This is a genomic window from Vreelandella indica, assembly GCF_037070225.1.
Classification (GTDB): domain Bacteria; phylum Pseudomonadota; class Gammaproteobacteria; order Pseudomonadales; family Halomonadaceae; genus Vreelandella; species Vreelandella arctica.
The window spans coordinates 17,630-35,457 of record NZ_JBANSO010000017.1 but is presented as its reverse complement, the minus strand read 5'-3'; the positions used below and the strand labels follow the sequence as shown (position 1 = coordinate 35,457).

The 17,828-nt window shown below is 53.2% G+C and carries 17 protein-coding genes; 4 read left to right on the top strand and 13 right to left on the bottom strand.

What is annotated here, in order from left to right; translation table 11 throughout:
- Window positions 1-5: 5 nt before the first annotated feature.
- The 3 genes from apbC to cobA form a co-directional block, all read right to left on the bottom strand.
- Window positions 6-806, bottom strand: a complete 801-nt coding sequence (gene apbC / locus V8L71_RS12830; RefSeq protein ID WP_052703755.1) for an iron-sulfur cluster carrier protein ApbC — start codon at window positions 804-806, stop codon at window positions 6-8.
- A gap of 151 nt (window positions 807-957) precedes the next feature.
- Window positions 958-2,247, bottom strand: coding sequence for a coiled-coil domain-containing protein (locus V8L71_RS12825; protein WP_035557440.1), 1,290 nt, complete (start codon window positions 2,245-2,247; stop codon window positions 958-960).
- Window positions 2,248-2,433: 186 nt separating this feature from the next.
- A complete protein-coding gene (cobA, locus tag V8L71_RS12820; RefSeq protein WP_035557436.1) occupies window positions 2,434-3,234 on the bottom strand; it encodes a uroporphyrinogen-III C-methyltransferase in 801 nt (266 codons plus the stop codon).
- Between the two features lie 266 nt (window positions 3,235-3,500).
- Between cobA and V8L71_RS12815 the strand changes: the two genes are divergently transcribed.
- The 4 genes from V8L71_RS12815 to V8L71_RS12800 all read left to right on the top strand — a co-directional run bounded on the left by V8L71_RS12815 (window position 3,501) and on the right by V8L71_RS12800 (window position 7,587).
- Window positions 3,501-4,403, top strand: coding sequence for a GGDEF domain-containing protein (locus tag V8L71_RS12815; protein ID WP_035557433.1), 903 nt, complete (start codon window positions 3,501-3,503; stop codon window positions 4,401-4,403).
- 30 nt (window positions 4,404-4,433) lie between these two features.
- Entirely contained in the window at window positions 4,434-4,772 is a 339-nt protein-coding gene (locus V8L71_RS12810) for a 4a-hydroxytetrahydrobiopterin dehydratase (RefSeq protein ID WP_035557430.1), read from the top strand.
- On the top strand, window positions 4,773-5,963 hold the full coding sequence (locus V8L71_RS12805; protein ID WP_008956208.1) for an amino acid aminotransferase: 1,191 nt from the start codon (window positions 4,773-4,775) through the stop codon (window positions 5,961-5,963).
- Between the two features lie 139 nt (window positions 5,964-6,102).
- Entirely contained in the window at window positions 6,103-7,587 is a 1,485-nt protein-coding gene (locus V8L71_RS12800; protein WP_035557427.1) for a uracil permease, read from the top strand.
- Here the strand turns inward: V8L71_RS12800 and V8L71_RS12795 are convergent.
- From V8L71_RS12795 to trpA, 10 genes are all read right to left on the bottom strand, one after another.
- Entirely contained in the window at window positions 7,584-8,918 is a 1,335-nt protein-coding gene (locus V8L71_RS12795; RefSeq protein WP_035557632.1) for an MATE family efflux transporter, read from the bottom strand. The two genes, V8L71_RS12800 and V8L71_RS12795, sit on opposite strands and share 4 nt — an antisense overlap.
- A 108-nt stretch (window positions 8,919-9,026) precedes the next feature.
- Window positions 9,027-9,611, bottom strand: a complete 585-nt coding sequence (locus V8L71_RS12790) for a YceI family protein (RefSeq protein ID WP_035557424.1) — start codon at window positions 9,609-9,611, stop codon at window positions 9,027-9,029.
- Between the two features lie 83 nt (window positions 9,612-9,694).
- The gene (locus V8L71_RS12785) at window positions 9,695-10,276 is read right to left on the bottom strand and encodes a cytochrome b (protein WP_035557421.1); all 582 of its coding nucleotides are present in this window, start codon (window positions 10,274-10,276) and stop codon (window positions 9,695-9,697) included.
- A gap of 201 nt (window positions 10,277-10,477) precedes the next feature.
- Entirely contained in the window at window positions 10,478-11,692 is a 1,215-nt protein-coding gene (locus V8L71_RS12780; protein ID WP_336274363.1) for an O-succinylhomoserine sulfhydrylase, read from the bottom strand.
- A 12-nt stretch (window positions 11,693-11,704) separates the two neighbouring features.
- Window positions 11,705-13,225: an amidophosphoribosyltransferase gene (gene purF, locus V8L71_RS12775; protein WP_008956202.1), complete on the bottom strand. Its 1,521-nt coding sequence runs from the start codon at window positions 13,223-13,225 to the stop codon at window positions 11,705-11,707.
- An 87-nt stretch (window positions 13,226-13,312) separates the two neighbouring features.
- On the bottom strand, window positions 13,313-13,888 hold the full coding sequence (locus V8L71_RS12770; protein ID WP_336274362.1) for a CvpA family protein: 576 nt from the start codon (window positions 13,886-13,888) through the stop codon (window positions 13,313-13,315).
- A 3-nt stretch (window positions 13,889-13,891) separates the two neighbouring features.
- Entirely contained in the window at window positions 13,892-14,584 is a 693-nt protein-coding gene (locus tag V8L71_RS12765; protein WP_336274361.1) for an SPOR domain-containing protein, read from the bottom strand.
- Window positions 14,571-15,914, bottom strand: coding sequence for a bifunctional tetrahydrofolate synthase/dihydrofolate synthase (gene folC / locus V8L71_RS12760; RefSeq protein ID WP_336274360.1), 1,344 nt, complete (start codon window positions 15,912-15,914; stop codon window positions 14,571-14,573). Before folC ends, V8L71_RS12765 begins: the two co-directional genes overlap by 14 nt.
- Window positions 15,907-16,929 carry an acetyl-CoA carboxylase, carboxyltransferase subunit beta gene (gene accD / locus V8L71_RS12755; RefSeq protein ID WP_336274359.1) on the bottom strand — a complete coding sequence of 341 codons (1,023 nt, stop codon included), beginning with the start codon at window positions 16,927-16,929 and terminating at the stop codon, window positions 15,907-15,909. The genes folC and accD overlap by 8 nt, the downstream gene beginning before the upstream one ends.
- A 94-nt stretch (window positions 16,930-17,023) precedes the next feature.
- Window positions 17,024-17,827 (bottom strand): tryptophan synthase subunit alpha, encoded by an 804-nt coding sequence (gene trpA / locus V8L71_RS12750; protein ID WP_336274358.1) that lies wholly within the window; start codon window positions 17,825-17,827, stop codon window positions 17,024-17,026.
- Between the last annotated feature and the right edge of the window lies 1 nt (window position 17,828).

The window sequence follows — 17,828 nt, the reverse complement described above, 5'->3', positions numbered from 1 at the left end:
CTTCTTCACTCGCTAAAGGAAATAGTGGGTCCATCGCCTTGATTGGCATTAACCGCTTCGGCTACTTTTTGGGCGATAACAGCAAAGGTCTGGCTCACCGTCCCCTCAGGTTCAGATATGACACTCGGGCGCCCTGAATCCGTCAGTTCACGGATGGAGAGCGTGAGTGGTAGCCGTCCAAGCACTTGGGTATCGTATTCTTGAGCGATGTTATCTCCGCCACCAGTACCAAAAATAGCCGCTTCATGGCCACAGTTTTCACAGTGGTAAAGGCTCATATTTTCCACTACGCCCAGTACCGGCACGTTAACCTTGCGGAACATCTCGATCCCCTTGCGGGCATCTAAAAGCGCAATATCTTGCGGCGTTGTGACGATCACAGCGCCTGCCACCGGCACTTTCTGCGCCAGCGTCAGTTGGATATCGCCAGTGCCCGGCGGCATGTCGATCAACAGAAAGTCGAGATTGTCCCATTGGGTTTGCGTCAGCATCTGTTGAAACGCCCCCACCACCATAGGACCACGCCACACCATTGGCTCGCGAGTGTTAACCATAAACGCCATCGACATGGCTTGAAGGCCATGCGCTTCCAGCGGCAGAAATTTATCGTTGGCAGCCGCTTGAGGGCGTACACCCTCTTTAACACCCAGCATCTGAGCCTGACTGGGGCCGTAAATATCTGCATCAAGAACACCCACACGATATCCTTGCGCAGACAAGGCTAACGCCAAGTTAACGGTGACCGTGGATTTACCCACGCCACCTTTACCCGATGCCACTGCAATAATATGTTTAACCCCATCCATTCAATGGCACTCCTCATTTAGGCACTTAATTAACGTTGAGTGAATGATACTCCTCGGGGGCTCAATCATAAACCAGCAAACAAAAAGCGGATGCCGGTTGCCCGACATCCGCTCTCGTGTTGCTAGTCTACAGCGTTACCGCTTTTCACTATTAGCCAGCAGCGTTTTGCTGTGCTTCCTCACTACCACCATCGCTATCGTTGGCGCTCTCATCGCCATTGCTAGACGCTTCTTCTGACGAATTCTCTTGTGCAGAGCTGTCATTTGAAGAACCACTATTTGAAGAGCCATCGTCTGAAGCGCCGTCGTCTGAAGAGCTGTCTTCAGACGAACCGCTTTCTGACGAGCCACTTTCTGAACCGCTGCTCTGGGAAGAAGAAGTGGCTTCACCAGCAGACTCCTCAGCGTCGGCCAAACGGCTGTCTAGTGTGGAAAGCTCATCGCGCCATTCACCAAGCTGACTCTCTAAGCGCTCTAGTTGGCTCTCACGCTCTTCAATATCATTCTCAACGCTCGACACTTCCTCACGGCCCATCTCTAAAGCGACCATGACGTCATCGAGCTCGGTGCGCACGTCGCTCAAGCTCTGCTCTTCCTCTTCGCGAAGCGCCGTTAGCGAATCCACTTCATTTTGCAGCTCATCGCGTTCGCTAGTGATGGAATCACGCTCGCTTTTTAGTTCATCAAGCTCGCTTTGGGCAGTTGAGATTTCCTCTTCTAAACCGCTTAGCTGTTCATTTGACTGGCTAATCTGCTCTTCTAGCCCTGACAGCTCCTCTTCCATGCTGCCCAGCTCTTCAACCGCTTGTTGGCGCTGCTCCTCGGCTTCTTGACGGGCGGCTTCAGCCTCCTGACGAGCTTCTTCAGCGCTAGAACGCGCTTCTTCAACTTGCTGGAGAGTACTTTCCGCCTCATCGCGAGTGCTGATGATCTCGTCGCGCTCTTCACGCAGCGCGCTCATCTCACTGTCAGCGCTCTCTATCTGCTCATTAAGAGAGGCGATTTCTTCTTCTAGCGCATTTCGCTCGGATTCAAGTTCTTCTAACCGCGACTGCACATCGCTGACATTGGTTTGAGCACTCTCGAGCGAAGAATTGGCCTCTTGCTGCTGAGCCTCAAGAGACGCCATTTCCTCTTGCAGCGCGGCTAAATTGGTTTCAGCTTCCTCTATTTCGCTAATGCGCTGGCTCATTTGGCTGTTTTCTTGCTCAACGCTAGCGAGCTGCTCTTCTAAGCTATCGACGCGATCCTGGCGAGAGCCTGCGTTAGACTGCGCCATAATCGCCCAGACAACCGCAATAGCAGCGATCCCTGCAATCGCTTTTACTCGGTTATCTTGAAAGAGAGTTTTCATATCCGTCTTTTTAGCCGGCTCTGTCTTTTTGGCTGGCTCCGGCTTGTTGGCCGGTGTCGGGTGATCCGTATTATTTGTTTCTGACATTATGCGTTCCTCTTTGGTCTAAGCTAACGTTGGCCAAGCTAACGTAATCAATTGCATTTGTAATGCGCTAGCCGTGGATGTTCTCCCTTTCAGCATACACAGCTCCCTGTATCTAGCCAGTCTGTTAGTAACAATCGTATATAAATGTTGCTGTAACGTTACCACCACCCTCTATGATAAATCACGTTAAGCTGAAGGGGGGTGTTTACCCTCATAGAAGCCTGATGCTTGTCCATTGTGCACATCAAACCAACTGAGCGTCGTGTGCAGCGACACCACACTTCCCACTATTAGCAGCGTAGGCGGTTTAATGTGGCCCGCCAAGAAAGTAGCTGGAAGCGCTGACAAACACCCAATATGAGTTTGCTGTTGGCGCGTTGTTCCTTGCTCAATCAAGGCAAGCGGTGTTTCCGGCGCTAAGCCGTGCTTAATCAACGCCTGGCTAATCACATTTACGTTACCCAACCCCATGTAAAAAACCAACGTTTGCCCAGGCCGCGCGAGCGCATCCCAATCAAGATCACACTCGCCTTGCTGCAAATGTCCGGTCACAAAGCGCACCGACTGGGCATGATCGCGATGGGTCAGCGGTATTCCCGCATACGCCGCACAGCCCGATGCCGCGGTTACTCCCGGTATAACTTCCACACTAATGTGCGCCGCCACCAGGGCCTCAAGCTCTTCGCCTCCGCGGCCAAAAATAAACGGATCGCCGCCTTTGAGGCGAACAACGCGCTTACCTTGCTGCGCCCATTTTACTAGCGCTTGGTTAATACCATCTTGAGGAACGCTGTGCTGCGAGCGCGCTTTGCCGACATAAAAACGCTGCGCTTGCGCGGGTATAAACGCAACAATCTCATCGCTGACTAAGCGGTCATATAGCACGACTTCAGCAGACTGCAGCCGCTTATATGCTTTGAGCGTTAATAGCTCGGGATCGCCGGGGCCTGCCCCCACTAAACTGACCAAGCCATATGAGCGAGACATTTGCTCTCGTGCTTCTTCCAAGAAACCACCTCAGGAATAAAAAAGTTTTTTAATATGCAAAAAAGTAATTAATTTTATCACTAAATGCCAATAACGCATCGACTATTGCTTAGAATTCAACTTTTTATATTTTATAAAATAATATGTATATTCTTAAAAAATATAAATTTTAACCATATTGCCTGAAATTACTTACATACTGATTACGTAAATAGCGCTAATCTTCACGACCAAAATTAAATTGGCATATGCTTGGAGATTCACGCATGCCCGTGAATGATATAGACGCACCCCAGCGAATCAGCGCTGACCACTTGATACCCCACATTCCTGGCGTCATCTTTCAATTACACCGCGCTCGTAACGGTCATATGCGCTTCCCCTATATAGAGGGTGGCGGTGTGGCTCTCAAACATATTGACCGAGACCTGCTCGCACAAAATGCTGGTGAGTTGGTTGAGCAATTAACGGGCAATGATCACCCCAAAATCATGTCAGCGATCGAACGTTCAGCACGCTGGATGCTGCCGCTGACGACCCGCTTTCTACTACCGTTGCCGAAAGAAAAACCTCACTGGATTGCGGTGAGCGCACGACCAAAGACGGTCGTGGATGGAGTGCAGTGGAACGGCATAATGATGGACATTAGCGACCAGGTCTCCGAGGAGCAGCGGCTTCGCAAGCTATGCGATACAGACCCGCTCACAGAGTTACCCAATCGGCGCAAATTGATGGTGCATTTAACTAATATAGCCTCACTTAGCACCCGCCATGGCACGCCGCTCTCCATCATGATGATCGATATCGATCATTTTAAACGCCTTAACGACCGCTGGGGCCATTTGCACGGTGATGACGTGCTCAAACAGTTGGCGACACAAGCGCAGTCACTACTGCGCTGTGAAGACATGATCGCCCGCCTGGGCGGAGAAGAGTTTATGGTCGTGCTGCCGCTCACATCGCTGCAGCATTGCCATACACTTGCCGACCGAATACGCCATGCCATCAGTGTGTACGACTTCGGCATGGGTGCTGGCCAGGTAACACTAAGCATCGGAATTGCCGAATTTCGTTGTGGCGAGCCTCTTACGAGTTTGATCGAACGGGCCGACCAGGCGCTGTATAACGCCAAGGATATTGGTCGCGACTGCGTTTGCCTTCTACGCTAGTAAGAAACACCCCGCTAGAGGAGCAAAAAGATGGCAACGCTCGCTGAATCTACCTGCGAACCCTGCGGTAAAAATGCTCAGCCGCTAAACTTAGGAGAAGCCCAAGAGCGGCTAAAAAGCCTCAGCCAGTGGCAGATTGTCGAGCACGATGGCATCATGAAGCTGTCACGGAGTTTTACATTTCGCGACTTCGCCAACGCATTGGCATTCACCCAACGCGTTGGTGATATTGCAGAGCAGGCTGGCCACCACCCCGTTATTACCACAGAGTGGGGCAAAGCCACCGTCACGTGGTGGTCTCATGCTATTAAAGGCCTGCATCTAAATGACTTCATTCTTGCCGCCAGAACCGACGAGGTAGCCGAATAAATGTTTGAGCATATTGAGCGAGTCCCAGGAGACGCCATTCTCGGGCTGATCGAAGCTTTCAAAAAAGATACCAACCCACAAAAAGTGGATTTAGGTGTCGGTGTTTACCGTGATACCCAAGGCAATACGCCGGTAATGCGCGCTGTTAAGGAAGCAGAAGCTCGCCTGCTCAAAAACGAAACGACAAAAACCTATATCGGTTCTCACGGCGCGCCTAGCTATGGCGAAGTCGTGCTGCCCATGGTTTTTGGCGCTGATTCATCCGTCTTGAAAGCCAATCGTGCCAGCGCCACCCAATCACCAGGCGGTACCGGCGCGCTGCGCTTGGCTGCAGATTTTATTGCCACACAGCTGCCGGGTAAGGGTATCTGGGTAAGTGACCCGACATGGCCGAACCACCACGGCATTTTTACCGCGGCTGGTATTGAGCTGCACAAGTACCCTTACGTTGACCCCGACAACCGTCTCGACTTTGACGGCATGCGGTCAGCGCTGAAAAGCATTCCTGAAGGTGATGTGGTGGTGCTACACGCCTGCTGCCATAACCCCACCGGTTTTGATCTTTCCCATGACCAGTGGCAGGAAGTGCTGGAAATCGTGCGTGAACGCAAGCTGCTTCCGCTGATCGATTTCGCCTATCAAGGCTTTGGCGAAGGTCTGGATGAAGATGCTTATGGCGTGCGCCTGCTGGCAGAGAACCTTGATGAAGCGATCATCACCAGCTCATGCTCTAAAAACTTTGGTATTTACTGCGAGCGTACCGGTTGCTTGATCATGGTGGCCAAAAATAACGAGCAGATGGACAACATCCGCTCTCAAGTCGCCATCGTTGCCCGTGAGAACTACTCGAACCCGCCCGCTCACGGCGGCTCTATCGTCAGCGAAATTCTCCACGACGCCGAACTGACCGAGATGTGGCGTGAAGAACTCACCGAAATGCGTGATCGCATCAATACCCTGCGCCGCGACTTTGTGGAAGCACTGAAGCCCTACGGACTGGACGAGAAGTACGCCTGCGTTGCTGAGCAGCGTGGCATGTTCTCCTACACCGGCTTAACGCCGGAACAGGTCGATCGCCTGCGTGACGAGTTTGGTATCTACATGGTGCGCTCGGGTCGCGCCAACGTAGCGGGCTTCTCCCACGAGAATCTCCCCTACTTGGCCAAAGCGATTGCCGCTGTTAACGACTAATCGCCAAGCAGCAACGCAGTAACAAACGCCCAGGCAACGCCTGGGCGTTTTCATGTATTAGGCACTTGACCGATTAGTCAACACTTCGGCACACTCAGTATAGCCTTGTATACAACACACCATAATCAAGAGGCATAACATGGCGGCTGCCAGCACTCACTATCCGTGGTACAAAAAAGAAGACACTGACGCATTCTTCGCTCTCTTCCAAAACAACATCGCCAACTTTGTCATTATCGCCATCACCATGCTGGGCATGGGGTTTCCTGCCTCCATTGTCTATGGGCAAGTGCTGCCCGGCGCAGCGGTAGCGGTGATGGTAGGCAACTTCTACTATGCATGGAGCGCGGCAAGGCTGGCACGCAAAGAAAACCGGGCGGATGTGACAGCGCTCTCTTACGGTATCTCGACGCCGGTGATGTTCGTATTCCTGTTCGGCGTATTGCTACCCGCCAAACAGCTCACCGGCGATGCGGAAATGGCTTGGAAAGTGGCTGTTGCCGCCTGCTTTATAAGCGGTGCCATTGAAGCCGCGATTAGCGTCATTGGTCGCTGGGTGCAATACCACTTACCAAGAGCCGCTATGCTTGGCGCAGTGGCCGGCGTTGCACTGACGTTTATTGCCGGAGAAATGCTGTTTAAAACACTCGAAATGCCGATTATCGGCCTGCTGGTATTAGCGATTATTATTGTTGGGCTGGTCGCACGAGTGAGCATGCCCTTTAAGCTTCCAACCTCGCTATTTGCCATTATTGTCGGTACCGCCATGGCCTACTTGATTGGCGACGCTGGCACCGAACGGTTTAGCGATGCCTTTACCCACCTAGGCTTTTATCCATTACTTCCCAATCTGGCCTGGTTTGAGGGGCTGGGGCTACTGCTGACCAGCATGCTTGCAGTGCTGACCGTGGTGCTGCCCATTACACTGTATAACGCTATTGAAACCATGAACAACGTGGAAGCAATGGAGGCGGCAGGCGACAAATACGATGTGCGCGAATGCCAGGCAGTAGATGGCGCAGGCACCATGATTGGCGCGCTATTTGGCGGCGTCTTTCCAACTACGGTTTATATCGCAACGGTAGGCGCTAAATGGATGGGCGCGGGCCGGGGATACAGCCTGCTGAATGGCGCTGTATATGCCTTAGCCACCATGTTCGGTCTCATTGCTGCGCTGGCAGCAATTATTCCCGTTTCTGTAGTAGCGCCCATTCTAGTCTTTGTTGGCATGTCGATGATTGCGACCGCCTTTCAAGCCAACGACACGCGCTACTACCCTGCCGTGGCGCTGGCCATGCTGCCCTACTTTGCTAACTACGTGATGACGCGCTTTAATCGCGGGGCTGGCGAGGTAGTGACCGATATCTCAAGTGCCATCGTAGTAATGGGCCAAGGGGCCATGTTTATGGCGATCCTACTGGGCGCTATGACGGTCTCGGTGATTGATCATCAGTTTAGGCGTGCAGCCGCCTTCGCGGCAATTGCGGCGGGCTTTTCGTTTTTCGGACTAATGCACGCCCCTAAACTCTCTTTCAATGCAGCGCCAGAGTTTGTCATGGGCTACTTGGGTATGGCACTACTGTTTATGTATTTTTCCTATCAGGAAGCAGCACGCAAGCGTTAATGGATGAATCCCGCCTGCCGATGCGGGCGGGATAAAATACGCCGCATAACGAGCCATGCCATAAAGCCTGCCAGCAGATTCCCCACGGCCGCACCCGCCGCCAGCCCCCACCAACCGAAGAACTGCGAGCCCAACCATAGGCAAGGCAAATAACAAATAAACAGCCGCGCACTGGATAACAGCATGGCTCGTAATGGCCAACCTAACGCATTACCTGCCGAGACGACTAGCATGCAAACACCTAGTGCCGCATAGCTAGGCAAGAGAAAACGAATCAGCAGCGTCAGCTCGCTTTTCACATCCGGGTTGCCTGCCAACGCCATCGCTAGCCAGGGCGCTCCCAGTGCCAATACTATGCCGAGACCCAGCTGCCAAAATAGCGCGACCTTAATAGCTAACGTCATCAGCTGCTGAATTTGCCCCCAATCACCGGCACCGTAGCAACGCCCTAACCATGGCGGCAGCGACATGGTCATGGCCAGAATGACCATCAGTGAGAGTGTCTCCAAACGGCTTGCCAAGCCCCAGGCGGCCACTTCGCTTTCACCCAGGCCCGCCACAACAGAGATTGCCAGCATCGCAGCCAAGGGTGGCATCAGCTGGCTGACCATGGCCGGTGCGGCAATACCCGTAAATGGCCGCCACGACTGTTTGGCCTCTTGCCACAGTCCCTGCTGAGCGGCCCACTGGCGTTTAAGTAATTTACGCGTGGTCACCAATAGACCTACTGAAAAAGCAATCGCGGTTGCCCAGGCTGCGCCAGGTAGACCCCAGCCTTCCCAATCACCAATGCCAAAGATTAGCAGTGGATCGAGAACAAGGTTCACAAGACTACTCAGCACCATCATTTTGCCTGGTAGGCGGGTGTCACCGTGGGCACGAAAAACGCTATAGCTGAAATAAAGCAGTGCCCCCAACCATGTGGATAGCAGCTGAGGCGCCCAATAAATGCGGATATAGGAAAGCGTCGTTTCATCCGCGCCCAGCAGTCGAAAGATAGGCACATAAAATATCCATAATGCGATCGCCAAGAGGCCGATGACGCCGCCACCCGCCATAAGCACCAAACTGCTTAAGCGTCTCGCCCGGGCTTCTTCACCCGCCCCCAATGCCCGCGAAATAAGCGCGGCAATTGCAATACCCATCCCTACCTGAATGCCGATAATCAGAAACGACAAAGGAAAGGTAAATGACTGCGCGGCCAACGGCGCAGTACCCAAACGAGCAATAAATGCGCTATCAACAAGTTGAAAACCCAATAGCGCCAACACCCCAATGGCCATAGGCCACGTTTGACGCCATAGGGTTATCGCCAACTCTTTTTGTTGCATGACAGCAGCCAAGCACTCTCTCCTTAGGTGATGGATAAATATTTATCGGTTGTAACGTAAAACGCCACCGCCCTTAAAGGGCAGTGGCGTACTTAGCGCAGTAAATTCTTACTGACGAATACCTTCAAACGTCACATATAGCTCAAGTTCGTGCATAGATTCAGGGAAGTCACTCATATTAATACCATAATCGCCCAAGGTCAGCGTAGTGCTACCTTCAAAACCAGCGCGGTAGTTGCCCCACGGGTCATCGCCTTCACCCATCAGGGTAACCGGCATTTCAATCTCTTGAGTTTCGCCGTGCAGGGTCAAATCACCGGTCAACACGCCTTCATTATCACCCGTTGACTCAAAGCCTGTGGAGGTAAAGGTAGCTGTCGGGAATTCACTGGCATTCAAGAAGTCGCCGCTCAAGATATGACGGTCACGCTCAGCATGGTTGCTGGTCAGGCTATCCACTTGGACTTCGATTTCTGCTGAAGATGCTTCAAGGTCTTCAGGATCGTAAGCGAACTGGCCCTCAAACTCTTCAAAGCTACCTAGAATGTAAGAGAAGCCCAAGTGAGAAATTTTGAATTGAATAAAGGCGTGCTGGCCTTCGGTATCGATTTGGTAATCAGCTGCCTGTGCTTGGCTCAATGGTACCAGCGCTACAGCGGCGATCGCGGATGCAAATGCTGTTTTCTTGAACATATTGAATTGCTCCTTGCTTTACTTAATAGGCACCGCGGAAAGTCAATTATCTTACGCGCGATGTTTAGAAAAAGTGTAAACGGCTAACGTGATGACTTTGTTGCACTATGATCGCCAGCTCGGCTATGCGCAGGGTTTAGCATACGTACCAATGTTGAATGCCGGTCTAGCCAGTGGTGCTTAAACGCGGCAAGCGCGTGACCTGCCGATATAATTATCAATGCCAGAGCGCTATACCAATGTACGTTACCTGCCAAGCTTGCCTGGTTGGGGAAGTCATATACCAGTGCAGGCACCTCAAACCAACCAAAGACACTGATACCGCTCCCGTCAGCGGTAGAAATTAAGTAGCCGCTCACCATGACCAGCAATACAAGCACATAAAGAGCGATATGCCCCACATGGGCAGCAATAATCTCTAGGCGGTCGCCTTCTGCCGTAGGGGTTGGTTGAGCAAAACGCCATACTAATCGCGCCAGGGTAGCAAATAGTAGCAACATACCAATCGAGCGATGTACCCATGGGCCCTGATTGTACCAGGGGTCATAATAGCCAAGGTCCGTCATCCACCAGCCCAGCGCAAACAGACCGATAATAGCCAGCGCGCTTAGCCAGTGAAACAGAATACTGATCAACCCCCACCCGCTACGACTATTACGCCACATCACTGTTTTCCCTTATTCGTCGCTACCCGTTAGCGAATACGTTAATAACGCAAGCATATCGTGTAACCGCGTTAGGAACCGCTGAAAAAAGCAGAACACATCATTCGTAAAAACCACTGTTTGAAGATAGCGTGCTGATTGAGATTGGCGCAGAAAAAAACCGGCCAACTGCTGGGCCGGTTTTGCTTATCAAGCGGCTAGTTAACTCGCAGCCAGGGCATCCAGTCCACGGGCTAAATCACGCTGAATGTCTTCCTGGCTTTCTAACCCTACCGCGACTCGGATCAAGCCAGGGGCGATACCGGCAGCGGCCTTTTGGTCATCAGAAAGACGCCCATGGGTAGTGGTGGCCGGGTGGGTAATCGTGGTTTTAACATCACCTAAATTACCCGTTATCGAAAGCATGCGAGTCGCATCAATTACCTGCCACGCGCCTTCCTGACCGGCCTTCACTTCAAAGCCCAATACGGCGCCGAACCCCTTTTGCTGCTGTTTGGCCAAGGCGTGCTGTGGATGATCCTCCAGGCCGCTATAGAACACGCGGTTCACCGCCGGATGTGCATCTAACCAGCGGGCAAGGATCAAGGCATTTTCACAATGCGCTTTCATACGCAGTGATAGTGTTTCCAACCCTTTGGTGAATATCCAGGCATTGAAAGGGCTCAAGCACGGGCCGCAGGTACGTACCACACCGAACACTTCTTCAAGCAGCGCATGGCTCCCCACTACTGCCCCGCCAATGGCACGGCCCTGCCCATCCAAATACTTAGTCGCCGAATGGATGACTAGGTCAGCACCTAGCGCCAACGGCTGCTGGAGGGCCGGTGTGAGGAAGCAGTTATCAATTGCCAGCAGCGCGTCGTGACGTTTGGCCAACGCGGCCAGGGCCGGAATATCGGCAATTTCAGACAGCGGGTTCGAGGGCGTTTCGGCAAACAATAGACGCGTTTTGGGCGTGATCGCCGCTTCCCATGCAGCGGCATTGGAAAGCTCGACATAACGCGTGGTAATACCAAACTTGCCTAAATACTTATCGAACAGACTAACCGTTGAGCCAAATAGCGACCGGGAGGCCACAATTTCATCCCCTGCTGAGAGCAATGCAAGCGCGGTAGACAGAATGGCCGACATACCCGAGCTGGTGGCAACACAGCGCTCGCCGCCTTCAAGCGCCGCTAGGCGACGCTCAAAGGTATGCACTGTCGGGTTGGTAAAGCGCGAGTAAACGTTACCCGGCTCTTGGCCACCGAACTTACGCGCCGCTTCTGCAGCGCTTTCATAGACAAAGCTCGAGGTCGGAAAAATAGGCTCCGAGTGCTCCTGCTCAAAGGTGCGCTGATGGCCTGCCCGGATCGCCAGTGTCTCTAATGACCATTCATCCTGGTGACCGTCTTCCTGATGATTGTCATCATGCATAAGGCTTCACTCCTAATCGTCCAGGTCATCGTCTTGATTGTGCATATCGACAAGAGCGTGATCGCCAGCGCTCTGATCCTTGGCAGAATCATTACGGCTAGCTTCAAGCGCGGCCAAATAAGCGTCGTCGATATCGCCGGTGACGTAGTTGCCGTCAAACACCGAGCAATCGAACTCTTCCATTTCAGGATTCACTTCACGACACGCCGCTTTTAGATCTTCCAGGTTTTGATAGAAGATGCGGTCAGCCCCAATTAAATCACCGACCTCCTCTTCGCTACGGCCATGGGCAATCAGCTCAGACGCGGCGGGCATATCGATGCCATACACATTGGGGAAGCGAACCGGCGGCGCCGCCGAGGCAAAATAGACCTTACGGGCACCGGCATCACGCGCCATCTGGATGATCTGCTTACAGGTCGTGCCGCGCACGATGGAGTCATCCACCAGCAGCACGTTCTTGCCTTTAAACTCAACGTCGATAGCGTTGAGCTTTTGACGTACCGATTTCTTCCGCTGAGTCTGCCCCGGCATAATAAAGGTACGGCCAATGTAGCGGTTCTTCATAAACCCTTCGCGATATGTCACCCCAAGGTGCTGTGCCATTTCGAGGGCAGAGGTGCGCGACGTGTCTGGAATAGGAATGACCACATCAATATCATGATCCGGCCATTCATTGAGGATTCGATCACCCAGCTTGCGGCCCATCTGCATCCGGGTGCCGTAAACATAGGCACCGTCCAGCAGCGAGTCTGGGCGCGCTAAGTAAACATGTTCAAAAATGCACGAGCGAAGCAGCGGACGATCAGCACAGACTTGGGTATGAATATTGCCTTCGATATCTACAAAAATAGCTTCACCAGGCGACAGATCACGCTCAAGCTCAAAGCCACCGACATCCAACGCAACGGATTCGGAGGCGATCATAACCGCTTGACCGTTTTCCTCTTCGCGGGTACCGAAGACTACCGGGCGAATACCGAAGGGGTCGCGGAACGCCACCATGCCAAAGCCATTAATAATCGCCACGGCGGCATAGCCACCTTTACAGCGACGGTGAACGCGACGCACGGCGTCAAAGATGTCTTCCGCTTCCAGGTGTAAGCCTTGCTTACCCAGCTCATGAGCAAACACGTTGAGCAGCACTTCAGAATCGGAACTGGTATTGATGTGGCGTAAATCGGTCGAGAACAGCTCCTGTTTCAACTGCTCAGAGTTGGTCAGGTTGCCGTTATGCGCCAGCGCAATACCATAAGGCGAGTTGACATAGAACGGCTGCGACTCTGCTTCACTTGATGAGCCTGCCGTCGGATAACGTACATGACCAATGCCCAGGTTGCCTTTCAGGCGAGCCATGTGGCGGGTGTGGAATACGTCACGAACCAATCCGTTACTCTTGCGCAGTAAGAAGCGTCCCTCGCTCCATGTCATCATGCCGGCAGCGTCCTGGCCACGATGCTGAAGTACGGTCAGGGCATCGTAGATTCCCTGATTTACCGCCTGTTTGCCTAGAAGGCCCACTATACCGCACATTCACGTTACCTCGCTTAATGCCATGGCTTACCTAAGTCACTTACCTAAGCAAGCCCGTACGTTCGTAGAATCGACTTCAGTAACAGGTCAATCACCTGTCGGGATAACTTCACGTTCCGCTGCACCAGGCAGGCGCAACGCAGGCAGAGAAATATCTCGTAGTGACGACGGCGCATCAGGCAGCTCGCGATCCCACTGGTTTAACTGACTCACCGCCCAATCGCGCAGTTGGATAAAGGTCGGCCGCAGCTCCGCCTGTTGCCACGCCTGTAGCTCAGATAACGGGGTGAGCGTAATCAGCACCGTCGCCACAAGCAAAACAACCGCCCCGCGGGCAACACCGAAAGCGGCCCCCGCCACGCGGTTCAACAAGCCCATGCCGACCCACTCTACGGCAGCGTGCACCAATCGGATCACGATGCCACAGAGTAAAATGACGGCAAAAATCACCAGCATGAAAGCGAGCACCAGGCGGGCATCAAAGCTTTCAATAAACCCGCTCATCAGTTCCGCCACCGGCTCGGCGAGCACCCGGGCCACCATTAACGCGACGACCCAGGCGGCCAAGCCCAATGCTTCGCGTACAAATCCTCTTACGAAACCGGCTAGCATTGATAACGCCAGCACGGCCAAGAACACCGCATCAATCCATGTTAACGCCATGGTTTAGTCTCTTACTCGAACAAGAAGGCCCTGAACATTGGCGCGTTCTTTGATCGAGGACATGGCGGATTCACCGTCTTCGGAGGTGGCATACGGGCCAACAAATACAGTGGTCATATTGTTATCACGCTCACGTTGATAAACGCTAAACCCCTCTTCTGACAGTTGTGCGCTGAGTCGCTGGGCATTCGCTGGCTCACCGAAACTGCCCACTTGCACCGCCCACTCCCCTTGGGCGCTGGAAGAAGGACTAGAAGCGCTTTGTGACTCGCTTCCAGAGCTGCTTTGACCACTGCTACTATTGGTGGCAATTAAATCAGCGATGGGGTCGCTATCAGGAGTAGACGGCGCCTCGTCGGGCTCACTGGAGCCTGCCGCTTCTGCGCTAGAAGGTGACTGGTTTGAAGCAGCGATTTGATCGGTTTGCGGCGCTCGCGGGTTGGCATCAATAGGGATAGAGCCGTTGTCACTATCGTCACTGGGTGCTGAAGATAATGCGGGTTCATCAATGGTTAAGGGCCTTTCTGGCGCGGGTACATTACGACGCTCCACCTCAACCGGCTGCTCAATGACAAAGCTCGGCTGGGGACGCTCTTCTCTAGGTGCCGGGTCACTCATTAGCCACGGCACAAAGATCGCCAGCAGTGCGAGCAAAATTACAATACCGCTAATGCGTTCGGTTTTACCGTATTTCATTTCCGTCTCCATCAAGCGACGCGGCGCCTGTTGGTAGTGGCCGAGCTAGCAGTGCCGCTACAGTAAAGAACGACCCGGTGGCCAAGACACGATCATTGGGCGTTAACACCTTAGCGAGCCAATCGGCGCCAGCGTGCGGCGACTCTGCGCAAAAGTGCACCCGCCCTCCCTGAGCTATAATACGTTGCGACAACTCACTTGCCAGGCAACCTCGTTCGCCTGTCAGCGACACGCATACCCAATCGCTGATGCGGGCAGATAATGCCTGTATGACACCGTCAATATCCTTATCATTCAACATGCCGATAAGGCCCCACTGCTGGCCCCCTTCGGGCGGTGACGGTAAGTGGCGAGCGACGTACTCGGCGGCATGAGGATTATGCCCAACATCCAGGCACCATGGCCCAATCCATTGTAGCCGCCCAGCCAGTTGCACCGTCGCGAGCCCTACTTTTACATGAGCGGGCACCAACGCCATTCCGGCTAGTACGAGCGCTTGTAATGCAGTCGCCGCATTATCGATAGGCAGCCCAGGGTCAGGAAGCGCGTCAACGACGATGCTCGTGCCATCCGCTTGCTGCCCCTGCCAGCGCCAATTGGAATACTCTTCACCCATGGTTTGGTGGGTAAACTGCTGCCCTAATGCAAACTTAGGCGCTGCTAACGACTGTGCGCATTCGAAAACGCTTACTGGTAACGCTTGACTGCCTAATACGGCTGGCTTGCCAGCACGGAATATACCGGCTTTTTCGCGCCCAATCTGAGCCAGATCGGTGCCTAAAAAATTAGCATGATCCTGAGCAATCGTGGTGACGATGGCCACATCTGCATCAATGATATTGACCGCATCAAGTCGACCGCCAAGACCTACTTCAAGTACCGCAAGATCAAGTTCTGCGTTAGCTAAGCACCACAGACCGCACAGTGTGCCCGCCTCAAAATAGGTCAGGCTGATTTCATCATCCTGCAAGCGTGCTCGCTCAACGTGCTCAAAACCTTCTACGAGCAGTTTATCCTCAGCTTCCTGACCGTCGATTTTGACGCGTTCGTTGTAGCGCAATAAGTGGGGTGATGTATAGGTACCCACCCGCCAACCGTGGGCACGGGCAATGCTCTCGATCATGGCAAGGGTTGAGCCCTTGCCATTTGTTCCCGCCACGGAAATAACTCGGGGAGCAATCGGGCTTGAAAGCAGCCCCATACGCCTTGCCACTTTGGAAACCCGCTCCAGGCCCATATCAATACCGACCGGGTGCAACGTTTCCAAATGTTGAAGCCATTGATTTAAAGACAAGGGCGACAAGGAGTCTGGCTGCAAAGAATCAGGCATTGCGTGTATGGTCGTCACTCTTAGGGGTAGAGGAAGTGTCCTTCTTAGCCGGCTCAATGCTTTCAAAAGTGACGTCAGCAGTGTCCGCTAACGCTGCCTCTTCGACGATAGGTTCTGAAACGTCCGCATCATCAGTCGACCACGAACTAACTGGCGTAGCATCGTGATGAGTCAGTTTACGCAGCACACTGCCCACGCGGGCACGCATTTCATGACGATGAACGATCATATCGACAGTGCCATGCTCAAGCAGAAACTCACTGCGCTGGAACCCTTCGGGTAGCGTTTCACGCACCGTTTGCTCAATCACCCGTGGGCCAGCAAAGCCAATCAAGGCATTGGGCTCGGCAATATTTAAATCGCCCAGCATGGCCAGTGAGGCTGAAACACCACCAAAGACGGGGTCTGTAAGCACCGATATATACGGCACGCCTTCTTGCTTGAGCTTTTCAAGCGCGGCGGATGTTTTGGCCATCTGCATCAACGAGAAGAGCGCTTCCTGCATGCGCGCACCACCCGAGGCAGCAAAGCACACCAGCGGGATATTCTCGTCCAGGGCCAGGGTAGCGGCGCGCACAAACTTCTCACCGACCACCGCCCCCATCGAGCCGCCCATAAAAGTGAACTCAAAGGCAACCGCTACTACCGGCAAACCGTCCAACTCACCGCGCATTGCCACCAGTGCATCTTTCTCACCGGTATCTTTTTGCGCTGCAGTCAGGCGGTCTTTGTATTTTTTAGAGTCGCGAAACTTCAATCGATCATTGGGTTCGATTTCCGCCGCGATCTCTTCGCGTCCTGCTTTATCCAAGAACCAGTCCAAGCGTTTACGCGCCGTCAAGCGCAGGTGGTGATCGCACTTGGGGCAGACGCTATTGTGTTTCTCTAACTCAGGAAGATAGAGAACCGCTTCGCACTTGGGACATTTACGCCAGAGGCCGTCGGGAACGCTAGCGCGACGGTCTTTACGCTGGATACGACCCATGGAGGGTACGATCTTGTCTAACCAGCTCATATCAAAAAGGCTTCCGTTATACGTCAACGCCTGGCAAAACCAGGCTTGATGAGTGTCGTCAAACTGTTAAGTATAGGCGATAAAGCATTTAGCTTTAGGCATCCATCGCCGTACGCATTTCTGCTAATACACTTTTCAACTGGCCCGCAATGGTTTCCGGCGCATCCAAGCTTTCGGCGATACGGTTAACCAAGGCGCTACCTACAATTACACCATCGGCGACTTTAGCCACTTCCGCGGCCGTAACGCCATCACGAATGCCAAAACCAACGCAAAGCGGCAAATCGGTCATCCCACGCAGTGGAGCCAAGTGCTCGGCTACGTCTTCGGCATTCAGGGTGGCAGCGCCTGTCACGCCTTTCAGCGAAACATAGTATAAGTAGCCCTCGCCATGGGCGCATATTGTAGCGGCACGCTCGTTAGAAGTGGTAGGCGCAACGAGAAAAATCGCCGCTAAATCACGAGATTTCAGCAATGGGCCAATTTCATCGGCTTCTTCCGGTGGCATATCGACAATCAATACGCCATCGACGCCGACTGTGGCAGCTTGGTCAGCAAAGTTCTCGTAACCAATACGCTCAATCGGATTTAAATACCCCATTAACACGACTGGCGTTGTGGTGTCGGTTTGGCGAAACTCATTGACCATTTGCATCAGGTCAACCAGCCGTGTGCCCTGCTTTAACGCACGCTCACAGGCTTTCTGAATCACTGGGCCATCGGCCATTGGGTCGGAAAAAGGCACGCCAAGTTCAATGACATCGGCACCGGCGTCTACCAGTGCGTGCATAAAGCCCACCGTATACTGCGGTGCTGGGTCCCCTGCGGTGATGTAAGGGATCAGAGCCTTGCGGCCCTGCTGTTTAAGTTCACTGAAACGCTGATCAATACGGTTCATG